This window comes from Streptomyces sp. NPDC051578, from assembly GCF_044454045.1.
Lineage (GTDB): Bacteria > Actinomycetota > Actinomycetes > Streptomycetales > Streptomycetaceae > Streptomyces.
The window spans coordinates 754,551-778,328 of sequence record NZ_JBITDH010000002.1 but is presented as its reverse complement, the minus strand read 5'-3'; the positions used below and the strand labels follow the sequence as shown (position 1 = coordinate 778,328).

22 protein-coding genes and 5 pseudogenes are annotated in these 23,778 nt (G+C 69.9%); 8 read left to right on the top strand and 19 right to left on the bottom strand.

Translation table 11 applies throughout. The features are described from left to right. Positions 1–397: 397 nt before the first annotated feature. Complete coding sequence (locus tag ACIA6C_RS14710; protein WP_399275726.1) at positions 398–1,306, bottom strand: aldo/keto reductase; 909 nt, start codon at positions 1,304–1,306, stop codon at positions 398–400. 85 nt (positions 1,307–1,391) lie between these two features. Between ACIA6C_RS14710 and ACIA6C_RS14705 the strand changes: the two genes are divergently transcribed. Further along, positions 1,392–2,372, top strand: coding sequence for a DUF5937 family protein (locus tag ACIA6C_RS14705; protein ID WP_399276237.1), 981 nt, complete (start codon positions 1,392–1,394; stop codon positions 2,370–2,372). Positions 2,373–2,446: 74 nt separating this feature from the next. Here the strand turns inward: ACIA6C_RS14705 and ACIA6C_RS14700 are convergent, their stop codons facing one another. From ACIA6C_RS14700 to ACIA6C_RS14685, 4 genes are all read right to left on the bottom strand, one after another. Further along, entirely contained in the window at positions 2,447–2,716 is a 270-nt protein-coding gene (locus ACIA6C_RS14700) for a hypothetical protein (protein ID WP_399275724.1), read from the bottom strand. Positions 2,717–2,739: 23 nt separating this feature from the next. Next, the gene (locus ACIA6C_RS14695; protein ID WP_399275722.1) at positions 2,740–2,973 is read right to left on the bottom strand and encodes a hypothetical protein; all 234 of its coding nucleotides are present in this window, start codon (positions 2,971–2,973) and stop codon (positions 2,740–2,742) included. A gap of 123 nt (positions 2,974–3,096) precedes the next feature. Beyond that, positions 3,097–3,261 (bottom strand): hypothetical protein, encoded by a 165-nt coding sequence (locus ACIA6C_RS14690; RefSeq protein WP_399275720.1) that lies wholly within the window; start codon positions 3,259–3,261, stop codon positions 3,097–3,099. Further along, on the bottom strand, positions 3,246–3,593 hold the full coding sequence (locus tag ACIA6C_RS14685; protein WP_399275718.1) for a helix-turn-helix domain-containing protein: 348 nt from the start codon (positions 3,591–3,593) through the stop codon (positions 3,246–3,248). Before ACIA6C_RS14685 ends, ACIA6C_RS14690 begins: the two co-directional genes overlap by 16 nt. 496 nt (positions 3,594–4,089) lie before the next feature. On the opposite strand from ACIA6C_RS14685, the gene ACIA6C_RS14680 reads away from it, so the two are divergent. Further along, positions 4,090–4,521, top strand: a complete 432-nt coding sequence (locus ACIA6C_RS14680) for a VOC family protein (protein ID WP_399275715.1) — start codon at positions 4,090–4,092, stop codon at positions 4,519–4,521. A gap of 130 nt (positions 4,522–4,651) precedes the next feature. Here ACIA6C_RS14680 and ACIA6C_RS14675 read toward each other — a convergent pair whose 3' ends face one another. Then, on the bottom strand, positions 4,652–5,440 hold the full coding sequence (locus ACIA6C_RS14675; protein WP_399275713.1) for a transposase: 789 nt from the start codon (positions 5,438–5,440) through the stop codon (positions 4,652–4,654). Next, a pseudogene (locus ACIA6C_RS14670) lies at positions 5,437–6,047 on the bottom strand (hypothetical protein); the annotation flags it as partial. The gene ACIA6C_RS14675 and the pseudogene ACIA6C_RS14670, both read right to left, overlap by 4 nt. Positions 6,048–7,045: 998 nt before the next feature. On the opposite strand from ACIA6C_RS14670, the pseudogene ACIA6C_RS14665 reads away from it, so the two are divergent. After that, positions 7,046–7,120, top strand: a pseudogene (locus ACIA6C_RS14665) (glyoxalase); the annotation flags it as partial. A gap of 58 nt (positions 7,121–7,178) precedes the next feature. On the opposite strand, the gene ACIA6C_RS14660 reads toward ACIA6C_RS14665, so the two are convergent. Continuing rightward, positions 7,179–8,348, bottom strand: a complete 1,170-nt coding sequence (locus tag ACIA6C_RS14660; RefSeq protein ID WP_399275711.1) for an MFS transporter — start codon at positions 8,346–8,348, stop codon at positions 7,179–7,181. Between the two features lie 337 nt (positions 8,349–8,685). On the opposite strand from ACIA6C_RS14660, the gene ACIA6C_RS14655 reads away from it, so the two are divergent. Beyond that, the gene (locus ACIA6C_RS14655) at positions 8,686–9,522 is read left to right on the top strand and encodes a helix-turn-helix domain-containing protein (protein WP_399275709.1); all 837 of its coding nucleotides are present in this window, start codon (positions 8,686–8,688) and stop codon (positions 9,520–9,522) included. 845 nt (positions 9,523–10,367) lie between these two features. Here the strand turns inward: ACIA6C_RS14655 and ACIA6C_RS14650 are convergent. The 5 genes and pseudogenes from ACIA6C_RS14650 to ACIA6C_RS14630 all read right to left on the bottom strand — a co-directional run bounded on the left by ACIA6C_RS14650 (position 10,368) and on the right by ACIA6C_RS14630 (position 15,775). Next, positions 10,368–11,601 (bottom strand): annotated as a pseudogene (locus ACIA6C_RS14650) (TerD family protein). A gap of 76 nt (positions 11,602–11,677) precedes the next feature. Then, positions 11,678–12,649 carry an LLM class flavin-dependent oxidoreductase gene (locus ACIA6C_RS14645; RefSeq protein WP_399275707.1) on the bottom strand — a complete coding sequence of 324 codons (972 nt, stop codon included), beginning with the start codon at positions 12,647–12,649 and terminating at the stop codon, positions 11,678–11,680. A gap of 153 nt (positions 12,650–12,802) precedes the next feature. Beyond that, positions 12,803–14,089 (bottom strand): MFS transporter, encoded by a 1,287-nt coding sequence (locus tag ACIA6C_RS14640; protein WP_399275705.1) that lies wholly within the window; start codon positions 14,087–14,089, stop codon positions 12,803–12,805. Further along, on the bottom strand, positions 14,086–15,363 hold the full coding sequence (locus ACIA6C_RS14635; protein WP_399275703.1) for a glycosyltransferase: 1,278 nt from the start codon (positions 15,361–15,363) through the stop codon (positions 14,086–14,088). The genes ACIA6C_RS14640 and ACIA6C_RS14635 overlap by 4 nt, the downstream gene beginning before the upstream one ends. A gap of 1 nt (position 15,364) precedes the next feature. Further along, positions 15,365–15,775 carry a nuclear transport factor 2 family protein gene (locus ACIA6C_RS14630; protein WP_399275701.1) on the bottom strand — a complete coding sequence of 137 codons (411 nt, stop codon included), beginning with the start codon at positions 15,773–15,775 and terminating at the stop codon, positions 15,365–15,367. Between the two features lie 270 nt (positions 15,776–16,045). Between ACIA6C_RS14630 and ACIA6C_RS14625 the strand changes: the two genes are divergently transcribed. From ACIA6C_RS14625 to ACIA6C_RS14615, 3 genes and pseudogenes are all read left to right on the top strand, one after another. Next, positions 16,046–16,174 (top strand): hypothetical protein, encoded by a 129-nt coding sequence (locus ACIA6C_RS14625; RefSeq protein ID WP_399275699.1) that lies wholly within the window; start codon positions 16,046–16,048, stop codon positions 16,172–16,174. Positions 16,175–16,456: 282 nt separating this feature from the next. After that, entirely contained in the window at positions 16,457–17,347 is an 891-nt protein-coding gene (locus ACIA6C_RS14620) for a LysR family transcriptional regulator (RefSeq protein ID WP_399275697.1), read from the top strand. A 489-nt stretch (positions 17,348–17,836) separates the two neighbouring features. After that, positions 17,837–18,139 (top strand): annotated as a pseudogene (locus ACIA6C_RS14615) (TetR/AcrR family transcriptional regulator); the annotation flags it as partial. A 345-nt stretch (positions 18,140–18,484) separates the two neighbouring features. Here ACIA6C_RS14615 and ACIA6C_RS14610 read toward each other — a convergent pair. The 5 genes and pseudogenes from ACIA6C_RS14610 to ACIA6C_RS14590 form a co-directional block, all read right to left on the bottom strand. Then, complete coding sequence (locus tag ACIA6C_RS14610; RefSeq protein ID WP_399275695.1) at positions 18,485–18,889, bottom strand: hypothetical protein; 405 nt, start codon at positions 18,887–18,889, stop codon at positions 18,485–18,487. Positions 18,890–18,993: 104 nt separating this feature from the next. Beyond that, entirely contained in the window at positions 18,994–19,134 is a 141-nt protein-coding gene (locus ACIA6C_RS14605; RefSeq protein ID WP_399275693.1) for a hypothetical protein, read from the bottom strand. 949 nt (positions 19,135–20,083) lie between these two features. Continuing rightward, positions 20,084–20,364, bottom strand: a pseudogene (locus ACIA6C_RS14600) (kinase); the annotation flags it as partial. Positions 20,365–20,372: 8 nt separating this feature from the next. Then, positions 20,373–21,185 carry a DUF6042 family protein gene (locus tag ACIA6C_RS14595; RefSeq protein ID WP_399275691.1) on the bottom strand — a complete coding sequence of 271 codons (813 nt, stop codon included), beginning with the start codon at positions 21,183–21,185 and terminating at the stop codon, positions 20,373–20,375. 66 nt (positions 21,186–21,251) lie between these two features. After that, on the bottom strand, positions 21,252–21,389 hold the full coding sequence (locus ACIA6C_RS14590) for a hypothetical protein (protein WP_399275689.1): 138 nt from the start codon (positions 21,387–21,389) through the stop codon (positions 21,252–21,254). On the opposite strand from ACIA6C_RS14590, the gene ACIA6C_RS14585 reads away from it, so the two are divergent. Further along, the gene (locus ACIA6C_RS14585; RefSeq protein WP_399275687.1) at positions 21,388–21,753 is read left to right on the top strand and encodes a hypothetical protein; all 366 of its coding nucleotides are present in this window, start codon (positions 21,388–21,390) and stop codon (positions 21,751–21,753) included. The genes ACIA6C_RS14590 and ACIA6C_RS14585 overlap by 2 nt on opposite strands. A 547-nt stretch (positions 21,754–22,300) precedes the next feature. Here the strand turns inward: ACIA6C_RS14585 and ACIA6C_RS14580 are convergent. Beyond that, the gene (locus ACIA6C_RS14580; RefSeq protein WP_399275685.1) at positions 22,301–23,590 is read right to left on the bottom strand and encodes an FAD-dependent monooxygenase; all 1,290 of its coding nucleotides are present in this window, start codon (positions 23,588–23,590) and stop codon (positions 22,301–22,303) included. Positions 23,591–23,778: the final 188 nt, after the last annotated feature.

Sequence of the window (23,778 nt, the reverse complement as noted above, 5' to 3'; positions counted from 1 at the left end):
TGTGCCGATGCGACGAGCCTCCACCCTGCCCCTAGGTCAACCTCAACTGTGAACCAGCCCACGGTCGCTTCCAGTCGGCGTGACCGGCAGGGAGGAGCTTGCCCAACACCACTCACGCCGGGCGATCGCCCGGCACCTGGGCTGGGGTGCCGGGCGAGGATTCTTCTTGTCGGTCGGCGAGTGTGTGTCGGTCGAGCGATCCGCGCGTTGGACCTGCCCCGAGTTACCAGGAGCACGATCTGTGACCGGATCCTGGCCTGGTGCAAGTCTTGTGACCGTAGGCCGCCTTCTTCAACCGTTGCCGCTCGGCGGCCGTCAGGGCTATGGGGTAGGCGGCAGGAACAGGCAAGGCAGACAGGCCGACCAGCAGAAGTGGATCACAACGCCATGGTCCTGCTCATGCCGTCTCGTGGTGGAGGAGGTCCAAGGCGGTGAGTTCTTCCACCGACAGGCGCAGGGAGCCGACGGCGACGTTCTGGGCGAGGTGGTCGAGGTCGCCGGTGCCGGGGATGGCCAGGACATGGGGGCCCTGGTGCAGTGTCCACGCCAGCCGGATCTGGGCTGCGCTCACGCCGTGGGCGCGGGCGATGGCGTGCACCTCCGGGCTGTGGTCGGTGGTCGCACCAGCGGTGCGTCCGGTGCCGGCGATCGAGTAGAACGGCACGAACGCGATGCCCTGCTCACCACAGATGCCCATGAACTCCTTCTGCTCGGGCGATGCGCCGATGCCGTACATGTTCTGGACGCAGACCACCGGTGCGATGGTCTGAGCCTCGGCTAGGTGGTGGGGGCGGATGTTGGACAGGCCCAGGTGCCGGATGAGTCCGGCCTCGCGCAGTTCGGCAAGTGCGCCGAAGCGTTCGGCGATGGAGTCGGTGCCGACGATGCGCAGGTTCACCACGTCGAGGTGGTCGCGGCCGAGCTGGCGCAGGTTCTCCTCGACCTGGCCGCGGAGTTGCTCCGGGGTGGCGTGCGGAAGCCATTGACCTGAGGGGTCGCGGCCCGGTCCGACCTTGGTGGTGATGACGAGGTCGTCCGGGTAGGGGGCCAGTGCCTGGTTGATCAGCTCGTTGGCACAGCGCAGCGACGAGAAGTAGAACGCGGCGGTGTCGATGTGGTTCACGCCGAGTTCGAGCGCGCGGCGCAGCACACTGATCGCCTGGTCGCGGTTGCGTGGGACGGCATCGGCCGCGAATGCCTCGCCGTGCTGCGTCAGGCGCATCGCGCCGAAACCGATCCGGTTGACCGTCAGGTCGCCGAGCTTCCAGGTGCCCGATGCCGCCGCGGTGATCGTTTGTGAGGTCATGGCGGGATGATCTACGCACGGTAGGCTGGCCCGCCATTGATTCATACATGCCTGAATCCATTGAGGAGCGTTCGTCGTGGCAGAGCTGGCGTTCTCGACGAGCGATCTGGCGCAGGTGCGGTTCGCCGTCTCACCGATGTGGGAGGTCGCACCCAGCTTCCGACTGCTGACGTCCGCCGCCGCGCATCCCATCCACGGACCCTGGGCCGACCAGGTACGTCCGCGTATGGTGGCCGCCGGGCTGGACCGGGGCTGGCTCTGCGAGCTGGTCCCGCCCACCGGCGGCTACGTCCCCGACTTCCTCAACCCGGCTCCCGCTGGTCCGGCCCCCACCCCGGCGGCAGAGCGGGACGCGATCCGGGCCTCGCCCGCCGACCGGGTACGCCAGGACCTCGACCACCTCGCCCGCCACCAGGGAAACCTCGGCCCTCGGCTGCGAGCCCTGCACAACGACCCACAGGGCCTCCTGGCCAAGGTCGCAGAAGAGCTCGAAACGTACTGGGAGCTGGTACTCGCCCCCTACTGGGCACGAATCCGGGCAGTCCTGGACGCAGACATCCTCTACCGGGGCCGCCTGGCCGCCGAGCACGGCGCCGGCCACCTCCTCAACGACCTGCACACCTCTGTGAGCTGGGACGACAACGCGCTCCGGATGTCCCGCCGAAAGCAGCCGCTGATCCGCACGACGGCAGGCACGGGACTGCTGCTGATCCCCTCAGCCTTCACCGGACCAGGGTTGCGCACCCGAACGACGCCACCGGACCCGCCCCAACTCGCCTATCCGGCGCGCGGTGTCGGCTCACTATGGACGAAGCGCCCCGTCACCCAGACCGAAACCCTCTCCGCCGTACTCGGCCGCTCGCGGACCCTGCTGCTAACCGAGTTGGAGATCCCGGCCTCCACCACACAGCTGGCCCACCGCACCGGACTCTCCCCCGCAGGGGTATCCCAATGCCTTACCGCTCTACGCAACGCGGGCCTGGTCAGCGCCCACCGCGCCGGCCGCTCCGTCCTCTACGCCCGCACCACCGCAGCGGAAGCCCTTCTCCAAGCCGCCTCCGCCTGACCTCACGTCAACCCCGGAAGGACTTCGAGAGCCGACAACTCAGTGGTCGGCTCTCGAAGTCCTTCCGGGGTTGATCAGGCTGCCAAGGAGACGGAGGATTCTTCTTGGCGGTCGGCGAGTGTGTGTCGATCGAGCCGGGCCAGCAGATCGCCCAGGTCGGAGGTGGTGAACTTCCACTGGAACGGCTGTGCCGTGAGGTTGTAGCGGTCTTCGAAAGCTCGGAGCCGGTCCCGGACCGCGGTCAGGTCCGTAAAGTCGTTGGGTTGAACGACCTTGCGCTGGCCGATGGGGAAGAAGATCTCGATCTGGTTGGTCCAGGAGGCGTGGATGGGAGTGTGGAGCATGACCGCGTTCGGAAACGCCTTGGTCAGACGGTCGATGGCCTTCTCTTCCCCCGGTGGGAGGAGCCGTTGTCGACAATCCAGAAGACGCGTTTCGCGCTGGCGTAGGGCTCGGTGGCCATGACCTGGGCGACCAGGGCCATGAAGGGCACGATGCGGGTCTTCGGCTCGCAGCGGCCGAAGACCTTCGCGCGGTGGGCGTCGTGGGCGGCCAGGTGGGTCAGCGCGCCGCCGCGGCCGTACTCGTGGTTGACGCGCATCGCCCGGGCCCGGCCCGGGGCCAGGGTCGAAGGGCAGCGGCAGCGGGCCTGGACGGAGGTCTTCTCGTCGCTGGAGAGGACGTACTCGTCCTCGCCCAGCGGGGCACCCTCGAACGTGCGGGCCTAGAGGTCCGGGACACGCTGGGCCTTGGCCCGGAAGCCCGGGTCGCAAATGAAGATCCAGGACCGGTACTGCCAGGGCTTGAGCGCGTCCTCGCGCAGCCAGCGGCGCACCGTGGACGCCGAGACGGTACCGGTGATCCCGAGCGCCGTCAGCTTGGCAGCCAACTCCGGGCACGCCAGCGAGCCAGCGGTACGCCGGTCTCGGCGGGCAACTGACAGGCCAGCGCCTTAACCTCTGTGACCTGCACCGGAGTGAAACGGGCGGGGCGCCCTGAGCGCTTGCGGTCGGCCAGGGCCGGCAGCCCGCCGGCGGCGAACCGGCCCCGCCAAGCGCGAACCGTGTCCATGTGCAAACCCGTCTCGCGGGCGATGCGCGCGTTGGAGCGCCCCCGCGCCGCGTGCAGGACGACCTGCGCGTGGACCCGCAGCCGGTATTCAGGCTTGTGACCGTAGGCCATCCTCTTCAGCCGCTCGCGCTCGGCGGCGGTTAGCGGCACGGGGCGGGCGCAGGATATGCGCATGGCAGGAGCAACAGCCGGTCTCGTGAAGTGGATCACTGACGGTTGTGCAGCCTGCCGCGCCACTGTGGCGTCGCCGGCTCGCCCAACGATGCCCTGGACTGCGCCTGCTGCCTGCTGCCTGCTGGCTGCTGCCTGCTGCCTGCTGCCTGCTGCCTGCTGCCTGCTGCCTGCTGCCTGCACTATGACGGACCGGCCCTGCGGGCTGAGTCATTGACGCTGAGATTGATCTCGATGCCGGTCCGACTGCTGGCCTTCTCTGCCCTGCCCCGGGCTAAGGGTTGTCCCGTAACTGATCTTTGACAGCACGAGAGTGGCTGGCCGGTATCGCGCCCCAGGTTCCCCTTGGGGAGGCACTGGCTTCGGTTCACCCCTGCGACCGCACGACACAACAGCGGGTAGCAGACGCCTCCTCACGACAACGTGTGGACCTCCCGACCTGGGGAGATGAGCAGGGCCCTGTTATCGTGCGCCGATGTCAACGATCAAACAGTTCCAAGTGACCTTCGACTGCGCGGAGCCTGCGCGCCTCGCCGCCTTCTGGTGCGAGGTGCTGGGATACGTCGTGCCGACGGTCCCGGAGGGCTTCGCCACGTGGGAGGAGTACCACCTCTCGCTGCCGCCCGAGGATGAGATCTACTTCGCGTGCACCGATCCCTCGGGCGTGGCCCCGCGCTTGCTCTTCCAGCGAGTTGCCGAGAGCAAGGTCGTCAAGAACCGGGTGCATCTCGATGTGCGGGCCGCCACCGGGCTCGTGGGTGAGGAGCGCCTTGCCACACTCGAGGCCGAATGCGCACGACTGATGGCACTCGGCGCGAAACACGTGCTGACGCAGCGCGCCGATGGCGTCAACGAGTCGTGCATCACGATGCAGGACATCGAGGGCAACGAGTTCTGCCTCGACTGATTCTCCGAGACTGCGACGTGGGGAGCCCGTCTCCGGCCTTGGGGAACATCGGGGCAGCCGATATCGGCTGCCCCGATGTTCCCCAAGGCCAGTCTTCCGTGGACCTCTCAAGTCCCGCATGCGGAGGGAGTCATCCCGTGAGAGCGAGGTTATGTAGGCGGGCAACGCCGTGCATCGCGTGGCGCACACCGTCGCCTCGTCGCCTCTCAGGCGGCAGTCGCGCAGGATCTTCCAGGTCTTCATACGGGCGAAGGCGTGCTCGACGCGAGCGCGAACCCGTTTGTGGCTCTTGTTTGCGCGCCTGCTTCCGGTCGGGTAGTTCCCCGCCCTTGCGCCAGCGGTGCAGCATGATCAGCCTGGTGCCCAGGTAGCCGCCGTCCGCGATCGTCTGGTGTTGACGACTGCCTGCTTGGCACCGGACTCGGCCCATGCCCGGCGGTCGTTGCAGTTCCCCGGGCAGAGGCCGGCCAACCACCACGACCAGGCCGGTGTCGGCGTCGATGACCACCTGGTGGTTCGTCGAGTAGCGATAGTTCTTCGACTGCTCGGCGACCTTGTGGTCGCGGGTAGGTACCAGCGTCCCGTCCACGATCAGCACCGAGTCCTTGGCGAAGCGTCTGCGCGAGGCCAGCGCGAGCCTGGGGCCGAGGTGGTCGATGACGCGATCGGCGGTGGACTTCGACACTCCGAAGAACGGCACGAGTGGGCACAGGGTCAAGTTGGGGTGACAGTACGCGGCCACCAGTAGCACCCGGCCCTCCAGGGACAGCTTCCACGGCCGACCACGGCCCGGCGCGTCGGTGCCCTCGCGGCGTAGCTGCCTCATCAACTTGCAGAAGGCACGCGGGCTCAGTCCGGCGAACGGGGCTATCCAGGACGGCTCAGACGCCGTGATCACGCCAGCCACGGCGTAGATCATCCCACGGCAAGATCACTTACGGGACAACCCTTAGCGCCGGCACACGTAGACAGATGGACAGCCTCAAGTTTGGAAAGATCTGGGCAGTCGGACCTCCGTACTCCCCCAGCTCGGTTGGCGTGAAGGATCCGAAAACGATCGGGTTCCGCCGGACCTCGATCAACGACTTGGATCGGCGTCCCAGCCCATTGCCAAACGCTGATGCCTGGCGTGCGGGAGAACTGGACCTGCCCGCGGGTGCCTACGACCGCGACGCGCGGCCAGGATTTGGCGATGCGCACCCGGTCGGCTCCGTGAGAACGCAGCACATCGGCGAGAACGGTGATCGTGTCGTAGCCCTCGAAGGCGACGAAGGAGGGAGCTTCGCCCGGCGATGTCGCCCATTCGGCGAACTCCGGTTGCCCGGCCTGAGCACCGATCAGGACCTCGGCGAGGCGCTGGTCGCCGCGGACGGACTTGACGATCGGCACTGCCGGATCCGGGTGGCTGACCAGACGAAGAAGGGCCGTCACCCGATGGTCGGCGAGTTCGTTGCACACGTCCGCGGGGTGAGCGCACTCATGTCGAGTTCGACGACGGTGCCGCCGCGTGCAGCGAGGTGGTCCCGGTGGATAGCGGCATTCAGTGGCTTGTGGACCAAGACGTCTGGCAGCACGGGGTGGTCTTCGCACGCGGTATCCACCCTGAGGCGCTGGGAGTGCGGATGGGCGGAGTACCAGGATCTGTGGTCTCACCGACCACCGACACGGAGGCCTGGCACATGGTTCTGGACCTGGCGACGGACCACGACGACGTTGTGCGGGTCGGTTCGTGCGGCGGTTGGTCCTTCGCTGTTGAGTACGGGCTGGGGGACGGGGGCGGGAGACTGGCCGAGATCTCGCGCGACGGAGTGGAGGCGGTCCACCTGGATCCTTCCCCGGATCATCCGCCGGCGATGTTCTCGTACGCAAGAGACGGTGCGGATCTCTGCAAGTTTCGGAATCGGCGAAGAAGTATGGCGATGGGGCGAGCAGCCTGACCTCCTGCTGCCGGAGCTGACAGCCGCTGGTGTGCTGTATCCGGACGGCTCGTACGCACGACCCGACGGCGAGCCCCACCGCGACCGTGACCGCCGGACACTGGCACTCATAGAGACACGATGCGGGCTCTTCCTCCCTCGCGACGAGGTGAAGAACCAACGCCTACCAGCCCTCATCATCGACTGAGTAGCACTCTCCGATCGAGGCTCAGAAATCGCGCAGATCCGATGGTAGGCACCCCACATTCCCAGTCACAGGGCAGTGGACCGGGCAGCTCAGCGCGAAGAGGAAGACCGAAGCCGACACCCCACCGCCACGCCGCCATCGACGCCCGCAACCGCCCCGCAACCGCCCCGCAACCGCACGCGGCCTGCCCCTCGCCAGCTCGGGAGGCAGTAGGCAGCAGTAGCGAAGTCGGCCGCCCCCGGCGCCGCCGTCCCTACCCAGGCAGCAAGCCTTCTACCCGCGAACCGACACGCACCTGCACCAAACGGACGACACATCCTCCCCTGCCGAACCAGCTCAGAACCCCGCAACCCGGTGCATATCCCTGCCACCACCCGCTGTAGAACCCATGACGCCCATCAGCGAGTGGGGCGTACGCCGCTTCTTCGTCCGCGACCCGGACGGCCGCGTGGTCACCGTCCTCAGCCACCCCTGAGCCCTCCCGCCGCAGCGCGGCTGCCGGTCCATTCCCCGCCACCCGCCCGAGCCGTCCCTCAAGGACAGCGTGCCCGGCCCACAGCCGCGACCACCGTCACGGGCACTGTCAAGAACGCCGCCGACCAGAACAGGGAACGGTAGTCGTGCGCCTGAGCGGTGGAGGCCGCCAGCGCGGTGGTCGCGGCGCTGCCCGCGTAGAGCGCGACGCCGAACAAGGCCACTCCCGTCGCGCGGGCAGCCGGGCACAGGTCCGTCGCCCACAACTGGATCGTGGAGTGCATGAAGGACCAGCCGCCCCCCAGGAGCAGGGCGACCACGACGAGCACCCCGGTGGACCGGCTACAGCCGGCCAACAGGTACGCCAGGGCCATCTGCACCCCGCCGGCCACAATCAGGCCTGTCGGGGACCACCGTCCGACGAGCCGCCTGACCACCTGCGCCGCCGCCATGGAACCGACCCCGTACAGGGCCGCGACCGCGCCGGCCAGGGTGACAGGAGCTCCGTGCGCCTCCAGCGCCGGGGCCAGGTAGGTCAGAAAACCCAGCAGCACGGCCCCCTCCAGCAGCGCCACCACCATGACGTACCACTGCCACCGTGCGGACAGAACGACGCGGAACGGCGCCATCAGGCGGCCGGAGCGCGCCCGTTCGGGCTCGGGCAGTCGGCGCAGGGCCACCACCAGGCATGCGGCGGGGACGCCAGGCAGCGCGAACACCAGTCGCCATGTGAACCAGTGCGCCAGCGCTGCGGCGACCACCGTGGCCATGGCGGTGCCCAGCGCGAACGCGGTCATCAGCGCGCTGAGGGAGCGCTGCCGTGTCGCGGCCGGCACCGTGTCGCCCACGTACGTGAGCGAGGTGGCGATGGAGGCGGCGAAGAACGCGCCGGCCAGGGCGCGGGCCACGATCAGCACGGGAGTGTCGGGAGCGAGGGCCGAGGCTACTGCGGCGAGCGCCGCGCCGGTGAGCGACACCCGCATCACCCTCACGCGGCCCCAGCGGTCGCTGGCCGCGCCCCACACCGGCTGCATCAGCCCGTAGGCGAGATAGTAGCCACTCGCCACCCACGCCACGGTGGAAAGCGGAGTTCCGAGTTGCCGGCCGATGAGCACCAGCATGGGTGCGACGCAAAAGCGGTCGAAGTTGCTGACGAATCCGGCGGTGCCCAACAGCCGCAGGGAGGACGCGGGCAAGGTCGCCGCAGGTGCCGGCACGGTGGTGGCCATGAGGCGGGAGCCCCTTTCGAAAGGGTCCGACGAGGACGGGTGACGGGGGGACCGGTCCGGGGCGGACGCGGTCTTTCACCAGTTCAACAGCGGAACCTGCGGGGCGAAGACCGTTGGCTATTACCATCAGACACAGCCTGCCGGTCCGGCATCGCGCCTGGTGACGGCAGCCTCAGGAGAGGGCGCCCGCATTCGGGCGGACGCCCACTGGCGCAAGGAGGGGCACGATGACGCGCGTCCGGCTATCGCCCCCGGCCCCCTGCACCCCGCCGCCCGTGGACCGCGGTTCCCCGCCGACCGGGCCCGGCCGCCGCTGCGGTGGCCGGCGCGCCGGCCGGTGAGCGCCGTACCCACGCCCCCGGCCGGGTCCTCCCGCCGCGAGCTGGGGGCTTTCCTGCGGTCCCGCCGTGAACGGCTCACGCCGGGGGACGTGGGCCTGCCGCAGGCCCCGGGCCGCCGGACGCCCGGACTGCGGCGGGCCGAGGTGGCAAAACTCGCCGGAATCAGCGTCTCCTGGTACACGTGGCTGGAGCAGGGCCGGGTGCGCACCTCGGAGCAGGTGCTGCGCGCGGTGTCGCGGGCGCTGCGGCTGGATGCCGCCGAAACCGCGCACGTCCTGTCGTTCGTACAAGATGGCGGGCCACCCGCCGACGCCCCCACTTGGGTATCACCGAACCTGCTCAGCCTGGTGCAGGCCATGACACCGCACCCGGCCGTGGTCCTCGACCTCCACTGGGACCTGCTGGCGTGGAACGCCGGGTACGCCGCGCTGCTGACCGACCCGGCGCGGCTGCACCCCAAGCAGCGCAACCTCCTCTGGCTGGTGTTCCGCTGGCCGCCGGCGCGCACCCTGCTAGCCGACTGGGAGCACGAGGCCCGTGCCCTGCTCGGCCAGTTCCGGTCACGGGCCGCTCGCCGGCCTGACGATCCGCGTTTCGCCGAACTCACCGACGAGCTGCTGTCGGACAGTGACGCGGCCCGCTGGTACGAACGCCGGGAGACAGCCGGTTTCCAGCCCTCGGTCCGTCGCTTCCGGCACCCGACCGTGGGCGAACTGCGCCTTAGGTACGTGAAGCTGGCCGCCGTGGACCAACCCGGCCACCACTTCCTGGCCTACCTGCCCGACGACAGGGACTCCGAGGACGCCCTGCACCGCCTACGGTCGGGCGATTAGGTACCGGGCACCGGTAGACGGCGTAGCCGAGAGCGGCGACGAGTAGCGCGCCTACCAGTAACAGCGGCAGGACGACCAGAGCGAACGTGGGCATACGGTTCACCGACGGAATCAGATGCATCCCGGGTGGGGGCGTGGCTCTGAGACGGACGTGGAGGTTGCGCGACGATCCCGACCAGCGTGGTCGCCAGCTCGCGTGGCCCACCGCCGGTTGATATGCGTGATGGCGTAGTCGAGTCGTTCCACGGACAGCACCAGTCGAGGTGCGTCGCGTCCGGGCCCGCTGCTCCGCGGGGACGGCCGGGTCGGCGAGCGTCGGCGGTTCGAACCGACGGCCGACCAGCAGGACGAGGACGAAGATGGTCGCGAGTGTCAGGAGGGGAACCCCCACGAGTCCCATCCGCATCTCGAGCACGCACTCGTCGGTGAAGGGCTCGTCACCGAGAGCGGGCCGCACGGAGGCCGCGGTCACCCAGGCCGGCAAGGCGGTCAGGACGTAGCACCGCAGGGATGTCCACAGCCACTAACCCGTACTCATGAGCGGCCGTGCGCCCGCTCCTCCCCCGTCGCGAGTACGTCTCCCCCACGCCCCCGTCCGACTTCTGGGCAGCGGAACCCCGCACGCGCTGCACGTCGGCAGGCCCATGTCGACCCTGGTGATCGCGATCGACGCCCTCCTGCCCGTCAGGCTGCCCGTCCCGGGAATCCGCCTTTACGCCGCGCCTGTCGGCATCTGTGTGCACCCGTGCTTCTGGGCTCCGCTCCCCCGTCCAGCTCGCGGGATTCTCCCTGATCACGAAGGCCTCCTACATCCTGTTCGCCGGATGATCGGCCGGTCCTCGGTGTCAGTCCTTGGTGGCGGAGTGCCAGCTCATCCCCCAGCCGTATTCGAGGTCGGCGGCCTGCTGCTTGAAGACGCCAGGCGCGAGCACCAGGTACTTCGCCTCTCTCCGCACGACCAGTTCGCCGCCCACGTTCTCGATCAGCGCGATCGCGGCGACCGGTGAGGGGACGGTGCACTCGTCCAGACGCACTTCGATCGGAGGGCCGGCGGGCGGATACAGCGTGGCGACGCCGTGCAGTCCCGCGAAGTCGGGCGCCCCGTCGTAGATGACCACGAACACCAGGAGGCGTTTGATCTCGGCCGAGTGATCAAGGTTGATCATCAGGTTCTCGCCGTCCTCGCTGCCGCCGGTCCGGTCGTCCTGGTCCAGCAGGCAGGACGTACGGCGGTCGGTCGAACGAGCCGAACTCGTTGCCGATGGGGTGGACGATGCCCTTCGTTCCGTTCCGCAGCTCCCACATGCAGGAGAGGTCCAGGTCGACGTCCTCCAGCCGGACGGCGTCCGTGCCCCTGCCCAGCCGGCCGCTCCCCGGCTCGGCCGCGCTCCACGTGAGGTTGACCCGCATGGCCCCCGAGGTGGCGCCCTGCTTGGTCAGCGACACCGCGGGAGCGGCCTTCGTCAAAGTGATCTTCGACAGCCGTACGGGTTCGGGCGCCGGGGCCACCGGCGCGGGCGGCGGCTGCCGGACGGGTGGGGATGACGGCGTGGTGGGATCGTCCACGGTGATGCCGAAGTCGGTGGCCAGCCCGGCCAGGCCGGAGGCGTAACCCTGGCCCACCGCGCGGAACTTCCACGCACCACCCCGCCGGTACAGCTCGCCGAGCAGGAACGCCGTCTCGGAGTCGGCGTCGGTGGCGTCGAACCTCGCCGTCTCGGCCCCGCTCTCCGCGTCCAGTACGCGTACGAACAGACCGGGCACTCGGCCGAACGTGCCGTCGGTGGAAGCCGCGACCACCACGGTCGTGATGTCCTGCTCCACCGCCGACAACGTCACGCTGACCGTCTCGACGACGCTCGCGCCGTCCTGTCGCCTGCCCTCGTGGCGGACGGCGCCGCTGCGGTGGGCGGGCTGGTTGTAGAACACGAAGTCGTCGTCCGACCGCACCTTTCCGGCCGCGGTCAGCAGCAGGGCCGACGCGTCGACGTCCGGAGTTCCGGGGCGCTCCTGCCATCCCACCTCCACCCGCACCGAGGTGTGTTCCACCGGCACATTGGCGCCTTTTCGCAAGCCCATGCGGGCCCCCCCTTCCGCGACTGACCCCGACGTACGCAGCGTACGAGGTCTTCCCGCCCGTCTCGGCACTTCTCGCTCAGCCGCAGCGCTTCCTGATCAATTCGAAGGAGCGCAGGCGGTCGCCGAGGTCGTGCACGGGCGTGGTCAGCATCAGCTCGTCCGCGCCGGTCTCGCGCGCCAGTCGGTCGAGCCGGTGTACGACTGTCTCCGGGGCCCCGACGGCCTGCTGTGCCCGGAAGTGGGCCAGCACCGCTCGCTCCTCCTCCGTGAACGGGTGGGTGGCGGCCTGCGCGGGGGTCGGGAAGGGCATCTCGCTCACCCCCTTGAGGAGCCCGGCCTTGACGACGGCCATGGGCCCCGTCCGCCGCACGGCCTCCTCGTCGGTTTCCGCGCACACCGCCTCGACGCACAACAACACCCGGGGCCGCTCGCACCAACGGGACGGGGTGAACTCCGCCCGGTAACGATCGAGCACCGCAAGGGTGTTGTCGGGTCGGATGTGGTGGGCCACGGCCACCGGCAGGCCGAGCGCCGCGGCGAGGGCGGCGCCCGCGGTGCTGGAGGCGAGCAGCCACGGCTCCGGCAGCGGGTCGAGGGCGACTTCGCCCACCAGGAAGGAGAGGACCGAGGCCACGTCGCTCCCGTACTCCGCGTCGGTCGTCGGTCCGGCGCCGCGGCGCAGCGCCCGCGCGGTGGCCTCGTCGAAGGTTCCGGGGCCACGGCCGATGCCCAGGTCGATACGGCCCCCGTGCAGGGCGGCCAGTGTCCCGAACTGCTCCGCCAGCATGATGGGGGCGTGGTTGGGTGCCAGCACCCCGCCAGAGCCGAGACGGATGACGGAGGTCGTGGCGGCGGCGTGCGCGATCAGCACGACCGGCGGGAACGCGCCGATCGCGGGCGAATGGTGGTGCTCGGCGTACCAGAGCCGGTGGTAGCCGAGCCGTTCGAGTCCCTGTGCGAAGGCCGCGGTGTCCCGCAGCGTGTCCACGGCGCGGGTGTCCGTCTGGACCATCGCGACTTCCAGTGCCGAAAGAGGTATGTCAAGCATGTCGTCAGCATAGGGATCATGCGCCTGCACGGGGGGACTCGTGGGCACGGGCAGCACGCGTTCAGCGGAGGTCAGGTACCAGTGGATCGGAACACGACGACTCCGAAGGCAAGGCCCCCCGCCCAGGCAGTCACATGATCGGCCGGAGAAGTCTCAGCTGGCGCCGTCCCGGCTGAGTTCCGCCGATTCGGCTGCCTCGCAGCGTGCGGGCGGCACGGCTTCGACGGTCGTGGTGTACACGGCTTCGGCCGGCAGGCTCCGCTCCAGGGCGAGCAGCATGACGGCTCCTGCCATCGAACTCGCCGTCAGCACCAGCCAGGGCAGCCGGCCGTCGACGGCCAGCAGGCCGGTGAACAGCGACGGCGCCAGGGTCTGGGACAGCGCCCAGGACAGCTGGTAGGTGGCCAGGTACCGGCCGCGCGCCTCGGTGGGAGCTGCGCTCACCGAGAGGGCGCCGGCGCTCGGGCTGTGCACCAGTTCGCCGATTGTGTAGAGGACCAGAAGCCCGACAAGGCCCGCCATCACGCCTTGGCGGGGAATGCCGCCAAGCAGCGCGTACCCGAGGAACGCGGTGGCGAAGACCAGCGCGCCGACCGCGGCCACCCGGGTGCGCCGGGCGAAGCGCCTGCTGACTCTCCCGACCGGCACGCCGGCGAAGGCACAGAGCGCGGTGTTGACCGCGAACAGCGGACCGGCCACCGAAGCGGGCAGGTCGAACTGGCTCACGGCGTACACCGGCAGCAGCACGCTGAGCGCCGAATAGCCCAGGGCAATCAGGAAGTTGGCCAGGGTGAGCCCGGCGTACGGGCGATCGCGCAGCACCGCGCGATAGCCGGCCCGCTCCCGGCCGGTCGCCGGGCGGACCGCGTGGGGGGTCCTGATCCGCAGCCCGAACAGTGCCGCGACGAAGAAGGTGGCCGCGTTCAGCCAGGCGACCGCCAGGAAGCCGCGGTCACCGCCGAGTTGGACCAATCCGGCTGCGAGCAGACCGCCGGCGCCGAGGCCGGCGTTGTTCACGCTCCGGGCGAGTGCCAGCAGCCGGTCCCGGTGCTCCCCCTGGGCGAGCTCGCCGATCAGGGCCTGCTGGGTCGCGGGGAACGCCTGGGCGCCGGCCGCGGTGAGGGTGGCGACCAGGGCGAAGACCGGCAGGGTGGTACCGAGCGGGAAGGCCAGGAAGCCGAGGCCGCGGACCAGATACAGGGCCAGCCGCACCCGCCGGGCACCGAACCGGTCGACGGCCCAGCCGCCGACCGGCATGGCACTCATCGCCAGCAGCCCGGCAACGGTCAGGACGGTGCCGATCGTCGGCAGTGGCAGTCCGGTGATCCGCTGGAAGAAGACCAGGCTGAACGGCACGTACATACCCGTGCCCAGCGCGTCCACCAGCATCCCGGCGACCAGGTTCCGCTCGCCGGGCACCCGGCGGTCCTTCACCTTCATATCCTCTCCTCAAGTGCGGGGTGAGGCACGGACGCGGGCGGCCTTTCCCGGCCGACCATGTCGAGCAGCAGCTTCGCGGCCGCCCTCGCCCCGTCGGTGCGGATCGTGGCGGCCACGGCGGCCGCTCGTGCGCGGGTCCCGGGGGTCAGGGCCGTCTCCAGTGCGGCCGACAGGGACTCGTAGGTCAGGGTCGGACCGTCGTGCGCCGCGCCGATGCCCAGCTCGGCCACCCGGCCGGCCCAGTACGGTTGGTCCGCCATCTGGGCTGCCACCACCTGGGGCGCGCCGGCCCGGGCAGCCGTCGTCGTGGTGCCCGCGCCGCCGTGGTGCACGACGGCGGCCACCCGGGTGAACAGCACCTGCTGGTTGACCTCGCCGACGGCGAAGCAGTCGTCCCGGTCATCGGTCAGGGCCAGGCCGGCCCAGCCGCAGGAGAGGAGGACACGGCGGCCCTTCGCGCGGACCGCCTCGACGGCCGCCCGGGTGACGCTCTGCGCGTCGCGGACGGGCATGCTGCCGAAGCCCACGTACACCGGGGGTTCGCCGGCGTCCAGGAACGCCTCCAGAGCGGCCGGGAGCGGGCTTTGGTCCGGCCGGATCCACGCGCCGGTCTGCACCACGTCGAGGTCGGCCGGCTGCGGCCACGGGCTCAGGGCCGGGTCGGCCGCCAGCCATGGGCGGTCGGTGAAGACGTGGTCGCGGACGTTCTCCACCGGGGGTAGACCGATCGCGGCCCGGTGGGTGTTGACCGCCTCGCCGAACAGCGCGTTCATGTGCTCGGTGTTCAGGTCCCACAGCACCCGGTTGTCGGTCACCTCCGGCGGAAGCGGCCGGCCCGGCCACGCGAGCGGCGCGTGGTGCGGCGACGGCAGGTAGGTCGGGAAGTAGGCGGCGAACACGTAGGGAACGCCCAGCTCATCGGCCACCGCCCGCGCGGCGGCCGCGGCCGGGATCAAGCCGGTCGCCACCACGACGTCGCATCCCTCGGCCACCGCGGTGACCGAGTCGTACGTCTCGGCGAACATCCGGGCCGCACGCTCGGAGAGGCCCTCCGCCGGCGGCGGCTTCCCCGTCCCGGTCACCGCCCTGGTCGCCATCGCGCGCAACGACCGGCCGAGCGGCACCAGTGGGATGCCGGCACGGTCCAGCAGCTCCGCGAAGTCCGGCGGGGCGCACATCCGCACCTCCGCGCCGAGTGCCCGCAGTTCCGCCCCGAGCCCGAGCATCGGCTCGATGTCCCCGCGCGACCCGTACGCCACCAACAGCACACGCATATCAGGATTTCCCTTGCTTTCCATGGTTTCCGGCCTTGGCCGGCGGGGCGTCGCCCGTGGTCTTGCTGTAGCCGAGGGACTCGACGATCAACCCGTCCCGTACCAGCGCGAGGCTCACGCCGCGGACCGAGTCGGTGGGTCCGTCGCCGAAGTGGTTCCGCCAGCGGACCGTTGCCCGTTCACCGGTGATGACGACCGCCTCCGGCGCGAACTGGATCGTGCGGTCCTCGGCGAGTGCCCGGCAGAACTCCAGGCACTCGGCGCGGCCCTCGTAGCGAGCTCCGTCAGGAGCCGGCCCCCTCGCCTCCATTACGCAGTCGTCGGCGATCAGGTCGGCGAGCGAGGAGGCGTCATGCTCGATGAAGGCGCGGTTGAAGCAGTGGATGACCTCGGCCGTGGTACGGAACGTCAATGCCGCAACTCCTCGGAAGTGGAACGGTCGGTCTGCCGTTTCCCGTTCGGCCCGGCCGGGCAGCCGGGCTTCCAGACGGTGCGGGTGCCGGTCAGGTGCCGACGGCCGGGCGCCCCCGGTGGCCCGAAAGGTCTGGTTCGGCCAGTGCCTGCGGGTCGTCGGGGCATCGCGTCTCCTGCTGAAGGCCGGTCCCGGACTCCTCGCCCGCGGGGGCGAAATGCGGCGATCGCCCGTTCTGCGGCCCGGCTGACGTGCCCCCATGCGGCCCACGTGTCCATTGCGCTTGCAGGCCATGTCAAACGCGAGGTCGTAGACCGCGAACGCGTCCGGCGGGCCGTTTCGCTGGGCGTGCTCGACCTGTGCAACGAGGCTGACGACGGCGCGCACCTCCTCCTGTGAAACGTTGACGCCGGCGACGAGGGGCTTCATGAGGGTGTCCATCCTGGGGGTGGGGGTGTGCTGGCGCCCTGGGACAACAGCTGGTCTCGCGTCCGGCACGGTGTCGGCGGCCGCAGGCGGGCCGCCGGGCGGTGCGGTGTCACCGGTACGGGCGCCGCACCGCCCACCGACCGCCGCGCGGCGGTTCCGGCCGCTGTCGATCTTCCAACTCCCCACCGCGCCCATCAACGTCGAAGATAAGTAAAATCCGATAACTGAGGCTTATGACGGGGGTCGGCACAGGTGGAAATACGCGACATCGAGATCTTTCTGACGTTGGCCGAGGAACTGCACTTCGGCAGGACGGCCGCCCGGCTGCACCTCACGCAGGCTCGTGTCAGCCAGGTGATCGGACGCCAGGAGCGGAGGCTGGGCGGCTTGTTGTTCGATCGTTCCAACCGCCGCCAGATCCGCCTGACTCCGCTCGGCCAGCAGCTTCGCAGCGACCTGCGGCCGGTCTTCGCGAACCTGCGCGACAGCCTCGAACGCGCCCGGATGGCGACCCGCGGCAAGACCGCACGCCTGCGCGTCGGCATGCTGCCGTTCAACGTGCCCGACATGTACCCCTACTGGGAGACCTTCCGTTCCCGTCACCCCCAGTGGGAACTGCAGCTGCGCCGGGCGCCTTACCTCGACCCGTTCGCCCGGCTGCGCGAGGGCGACATGGACGTCTTCCTCACCTGGCTGCCGGTGGACGAGCCCGATCTCACCGTCGGCCCCATCCTCTTCCGAGACCCCCGCGTCCTGGCCGTCGCCGCCGACCACGAACTCGCCGAACGACACTCCGTCCCGTTCGAGGCACTGGCCGACTTCGCCCATGCCATGCCACCCGACATGCCCGACTACTGGGAGGACGCCTACCTGTCCTTCCACACGGCCCGGGGAAAGCCGATCGAACGCGTCGAGGAGGTCACCAACGCCGACGAATTGATCCACCTCGTCAGCACCGGCGAGATCGTCCACCCCTTCCCCTCCCACGTCACCCGCTACTGGTCCATGTCCCACGTCCGCTTCGTTCCCGTCCCCGACATGGGGACGATTCCCTACGCCCTGGTGTGGCGCAGGGACGGAGAGAACGAACTCGTCCGGGCCCTCGCCCAGACCGTCCGCGACATCGGCGTCCTACACTTCTGAACGCCGCCCGCGTGCAACTGTCCCCGCCCGTACCCGGCTTCGGTCTGCCGCAGTGTCGAGCCGGTGCGCCGGCAGGTGTCCACCAGAAGCTCCCGTTCCTCCAGGCGCAGCCGCCCATGGCGGGTCAGGCGAGCACTTTCCGCGCGGGGTGGGGACTGTAAATCGTTCGGTGTAACTCCCGATCAAGGACGGTGCGCCGCTGACCCGTGAGAACCGTGGCCGAGGCCGAGATCGAGATATCCGTGCTCCGGACCGGACGGCTCGTTCGAGCCGACGATCGTCAAGAAACGGCAGAAGCGCCTGACCGGGGTGGACGAGACGGTGATCTCGCTGTCCGCCGGGGGGCCTGATCGCAGGCGAGGTCAAGGCCCCGACATCCTGGGCTACCACGCCCTCCCTTCCGGCAGAGTGGCCAGGCCGGGGGCGGACAGGTGCTCTCCCCCTCCGCCTGAGCGGAGGTCGTAGGCGGGTCACCAAGCGGAACTGACTGTGAATCAAGATCGCCGCGACTTGCTGCGCGACGCGGCCATCGAGGTGCCGGCCGGGGCTGGCGGACCGGCCTGACCCACCGGGCCGTCGAAGCGGCCGCGGGAGTGCCACTGGGGACCGCGAAGAACTATTTCCCGACCCGGGACGCCCTCGCTGCGCGCGGTGGCCGAGCGGTGCGTGGAGCAGTACCGCGCGATAACGGCTGAGGTGGCGGCCTCCGGTGCAGGACCCGCCGACCGCGAGGGCCGGCCTGGACGACCCCGATCAGTTTGTCCGCAGTCTGCTGGATGCGGTGTACCCAGGGAGCCCGCGCGGTCGGCAGGTGTGTACGGCCGGAGCCTGCGGAACGATCTGACCCCCGCTCGGCCAGAGAACAGGTAGTGCTCAGTCTGCAGGACTGGCGCACGGCGAGTGAGCACCCGATGCCCTGGCGATAGCTGGCCGGCCCCCTCGGCGGTCGCCGGCATGTCCGAGGCTCTGACCGAGTGGGCGCGCGTGTACTCCCTCTCGGCGGTCGGCAAGCAGGCCGCAGCGGTCGTCGTGGGCCTGGACGGTCGCCTGGATAGCCTCGGATACCTGAGCCTCGGTCAGGCTGTCGGTCCTGGCGCCACCTCCCCACAGGCTTCACCGAGCCACTCGATACATGCCTCAGTCTCGGTGTCCCAGGTCAGGCCCCGGGCCAGGCGGTAGGCCCCGCCTGCTGCGGCTGGTCACCGTGCATCGCCAGCAGGCTCGGGCCCACCCGGGCTCCTCGTCATCGGCCCGCCACTCACGGCCGTCTGCGGCGAAGCGCACCCAGCCTCCACGGTCCAGGTCGTACATGTCCCAGTACTGGGAGCCGAAGATGAACCCGTTGTCGAAGGTCAGGTGGCCCTCGGGCGTGCCGGCGGCGTTCGCCACCACGGTCCCGGAGAAGTTCTCCGGGCGGAACCCGCTGTTCATCCACCCGTCGGTGATCTCCAGCCGACGGCCCTTGAACTTTGACCAGTCGACACCGGCGGGGCACCTCGGCGCCTTCGCATGCCACTGCCACCAGGGCTGCTCACCGCTCATGTCGATCTTTCCCTTTCATCCGATCTGCGGGTCGCCAGCTGAGGTCGGCCGGCTCGAGCGGGTCGGACCCTGCGGTTCCGGCCAGAACGGCCTGGCACGTTCATCTACCGGGCGACGAGCTCCACCACCTCGTCCGGGAAGTCGTCGGCCAGCTCCGGCGCGTCCACCCGGACCGCGAGCAGCCGTCCGCTGCGCGAGCGGCCGAGGAACAGCGTCCCCAGACCACCGCCCCCTAGCCTCCCCACCAGCCGCCGATGGCCGCCCACGTCGCGTGGGTCACCCGCGCGCAATGGCACCGTCATCGCCCCCCGGTCGTCCCATGGCAACCGGCCCTCCGGACGCCACACCCCGCGGTGCCGTCACGTCGGTTACCCACCCTCGTCCCGGCCCGTCGCGCCTCCGAATGTGACCGACGTGGTGACGACCGGTGCCGACCGGTGCCGACCGGTGCCGACCGGTGCCGACCGGTGCCGACCGGTGCCGACCGGTGCCGACCAGGGAAGCGTAGACGGGTGCGAAAAACCTGGCTTGGACGAATGTGACCTCACGTCAGAGACGACGGCCTCCTCGACCCGCCGGGTGGCTGTGGTCATCCGGCGGGGGGAACCCCGGCCAGGGCCGGGACCTCACGGCTGAGGTGGGCCTGGTCGTAGCAGCCGCAGGCGGCCGAGAGCCCGGCAGGGCCGACGGCCCCGCCGGCGAGCATCTCCACTGCGCGGCGGAACGGCAGCACCCGGGCCGGGGGTCTTCGGAGTCAAGCCCGAACCGCTCGGCGAACGGGCGGTCCCGGTAGCTGCGGCTCCAGACCACCTCCTCGGCGAGCCGACCATGGGGATCGAGCCGGCCGAGACGGCCAGCAGGCGCCCTGCGTGGTCGACCTCGGGCGCGGGCCCCAGCTGACGCCACCCCGACTCGGACACCCGGTTCGACCTGCTCGCCACGGTCCTGCTCGGTCGGCTCAGCCGGCGGCCATGGAGTTCAGCTTGGTGCGGGCAGCACTCACACCACGGCCCGGACGACACCACCCAGCACCACTGAGCACCATCCAGCACCACGAAACGAACACCACCAACGAGCGCCGCCTACAGCAGCCCTCGGCACCCGCGGGGGGCGTCGTGCTGCCCGGAGGAGACCACCATGCCCACGTTCGAGACCCTCCCGCGCTTCGCCCCCGACCTCCGGCTCCCGGCCCTGAAGCATCGTGCCGTAGCGGTCGGCGTACAGGATGCCTTCGACGACGACGTGGAAGCCGTTGTTCAGGGCGTAGCGGGCGGTGAGGCGATCAGGCCGATGTTCGCAGCCCCGGGCCGGTCACGTTCGCGCCGCACGATCCTGCGCAGGTCGTCCTCGGTGACGATGGCGAGGTTGCGGCCGAACTTCTCGCGCAGGCCGGCCGCGATGGACGACCTGCCTGAGGCGCTGTTGCCTCGGAGCACGATCAGGCGGGTGTCTGGCGTTCCCGCCGTGCCCGGCACGCTCTGTGTCACGCGTCGTCGCCTTTGATGCTCAGCTGCATCCGGTTCTCGTGGATGTGCTCCCAGTTCATGATCAGGCGGAAGCGCTGGTGGGCCTCCAGGCGTTCCACGTCGGCCGGCTCCTGGCCGCGCTGCACCTGGGCGTCTCCGGCCTGGACGAGCTCTGCGAGGGCGAGACGGACGTCGTCGACGTCCTGGCTTGTGGCGGCCGCCAGTCGGTCCAGGGAGGTAAGGACCTCGTGCGGTTCGCCCAGATCGTCGGCCAGGTGGTCGATGAGCCCGCCCACGAGCGGGCCGGTGCGCATGGTCCAGCGGATCCAGTCGAGCCGCTTGGCGAGGTCGGCGTCCAGGGGCAACAGGTCGCCAGGCAGCGGCAGCGCGACGGGCATCGACCACCGGGTGCCTTCCGGCGTCTCCTCACGGCTCACCAGGCCCCACGTCAGGTAGAGCTCGGAGAGGTCCCGCACGGTCTTGGGCACCGGGTAGCCGGCGGCCGTGAGGAGGGCGCCGAACTTCTCCCAGCGATGTGCCTCGTTCGCTTCGGGCCCCTCCGGCGCGTCCTCGTAGTCCCACTGCTCATTCGGCCAGGAGAAGGTGAGCGCACCGTCGAGGTCGCCGCCGATCATGTCCCAGCGGCCGTCGAAGATTTCTTGCAGAAGGTCGTCCAGGGAGCCGGTGAAGCCGGGCTGGCTCGCGGTTCCGATCAGCATGGTCAGTGGGAAGCCCTGGCGGGGCAGGACGTGGTCCCAGCCCGACGCCCACCAGTCGTTGTGCATCGCCATGTCCCGGCGCGGTCCGGGCACGAGCGGGTTGTCAGTCATCCGGTGAAATCTTCCTCGAAAAGGCATGCCGAACGCGTGCAGCGTACGCACTGGGCGTGCGCAGGTTCAGATGCCGCCGGTCTCCAGCACGTACAACTCGTAGGGGACGGTTCCGGTCTCGGTGTCTCGGTCGACCCTGCCCATGCGGGTGAACCCGGTTTTGACCAGGACGCGGCCGGAGGCGGGGTCGTCGGGGTGGTGCATGGCCTCCAGGACCAGTACTGCGGTACGGACACCGTCCGGAGCGGCACAACGACCACCACCGTACCCGTGGACCGGGTCACGCTGGTCCTGGAAGCCTTCGGGCACGACCCCGGCCAACTCCAAGATCACCGCCGTCTACACCACCCGCTTCGCGGGCCAGCGGGTCTGGACCGACTACTGGATCCCCGGCCACAAGGGCTACACCTCGGGAGCGTCCGGCACCGCTGACTCCACCGGTGATGTCTGGCTGACGTTCCGGCTGATCGGCCCGCACACCGGCGCCGAACTCGACATCCTGTCGAGCGTCAGCGACGGCCCCACCCACACCGACCCGGCGCATAAGCGGGTCACGAGCAACTGCTGACCGGACAGAGCAGCCGGGAAGTGGTCCGGCGAGGCAGGTCGCCGATCTCGCTGGCTTCACACGGAGAGTGTCCCGCCCCATTGAAGTTTGATCGGTCCCGCAGACCGGGCAGCTTTCGGCAAGCGAACGGACCGAGCGAACGATGATGCCCCGACGGGTCGGCTTCCGGGCTGCCGGCGGTGTGCGACGCAGCTGTCCGTTCTCATCCATCGTGTCAGGGAGCCGTGTCGGCGAGCTGCGCACCGACAGCTGCCTTGAGACAGGACGGGCGAGCGATCCGGCTGGGGATCAATGGGCTTGGACGTCACGGGGTCGATGTCCCCATGGTCTTGTCAGCTCCGGTGAGCGCCGACCAGGCAAGTGACAGAACCACAGAGATCCCGCGCCGTGGAATCTCATCGATCTGTCAGTTTTCCGAGCCGACACCGCTCATCGGAACGTGGCGTGGCCGCCGTGCGGGTGCTCCAACCCCCACCGTGCGGCATGAGCGGAGGTCGTCCGGCGGTGCCCTACCGAACGGTGGTACCTCTCGACCCGTCAGGGACACCTACAGCTTGGCCGGCGAGGTGATCGGAGATCCGTCCGGGGCCGCGGAGTCCGGCACCCCCGCGTAGTCGGGCAGCTCGACGCCGTTGATCGCGCGCCCGACCAGCTCCGTAAACCATTCGCCGGTGAAATCGGGGCACGGCTCGGCGTCTGGCCCGGGGAGGTCGCGGCTGCGGGCGTTCAACCGGCCGATCTCCTGGTTGGCCTCGACGAAGGAGCGCATCCGTGCCTCGTAGCGGGCGAACCCGGCGTCGGGGTCCCATTCGGCGGCGGCCAGCTCTCCGGCCAGCAGGTAGGCGCCGACCAGGGCCAGCCCGGTGCCCTGCCCGGACATCGGCGACGAGCTGAACGCCGCGTCCCCGAGCAGCCCCACCCGTCCACTCGACCAGCGGTCCATCACCACCTGGGCGACCTGGTCGAGGTAGAAGTCCGGGGTGTCGTCCAGGTGCGCGAGGATGTCCGGGGCGAGCCATCCCAGGCCCGCCATCCGCTCCCGCAGCAGGCGCTTCTGGGCCGCGACGTCACGGTGGTCGACGTCGAAATCGGCCGAGGCGCAGTAGAACATGGCCATCGCCCGGGTGGCGTCCCGGATGGGCCGCAGGAGGGCGGAGCGCCCGGACTCCTGATCCTGGTACTCCAGCAGCCAGCGGTCCAGCCCGAACTCGTTGGGCACACTGTAGAAGGCCAGCATGTGCCCGAGGTGTCGGAGGAACCGCTCATGCGGCCCGAAGACCATCGCCCGCAGCTCCGAGTGCAGACCGTCTGCCCCGACCACCAAGTCAAAGCGCCGCCGTTTGCCGCCCGCGAAGACGACATCGACCCCGTCCGCGTCCTGGGCGAGCTCGGCGATCCGGTCGCCGAAGACGTACTCGACGCCGTCGCGGGTGGCGTCGTAGAGCACCTGGGACAGGTCCCCGCGCAGGATCTCGATGTCCGCGATGAACCCGTCGCCACCGTCGTCGTCGGCACGGAAGGTCTCCAGCACCTGCCCGGCCGCGTCCACGATGTGCGCGCCGGCGGTGTCGGTGCACGCTGCGCGCACCGCCGCGTCCAACCCCATGCGCCCGATGACCTCCTTGGCGACCCCGCGCGCGTCGACCGCCTGCCCGCCGGGACGCAGCTCGGGAGCCCGCTCCACCACGGTCACCGCAGCCCCCCGCCGGCACAGCCAGTGGGCCAGCGCGGGTCCCGCGATGCTCGCCCCCGCCACCAACACCCTGGGACCACTCACCCGCGCCCCCCGCCCGCCCGTCCGGATCGCGCGGCCCTGGTCGGAGTCGTCAACGCTCATCTCAGCCTCCATCTGCTTCCACCCGTGCTGGATCGTCCCCAGCACAGGCCCACCGCCGTCGGTGTATCCAGCCGTATCGACCACGGATCCGCACAAAACTCATCGGTCACGGCAGACAGTGATGAGAAACGCCAGCTCTGATGAGACTCACGTCAACCCAAGCTGGTGTAAACCAGGCGAATCAGCCT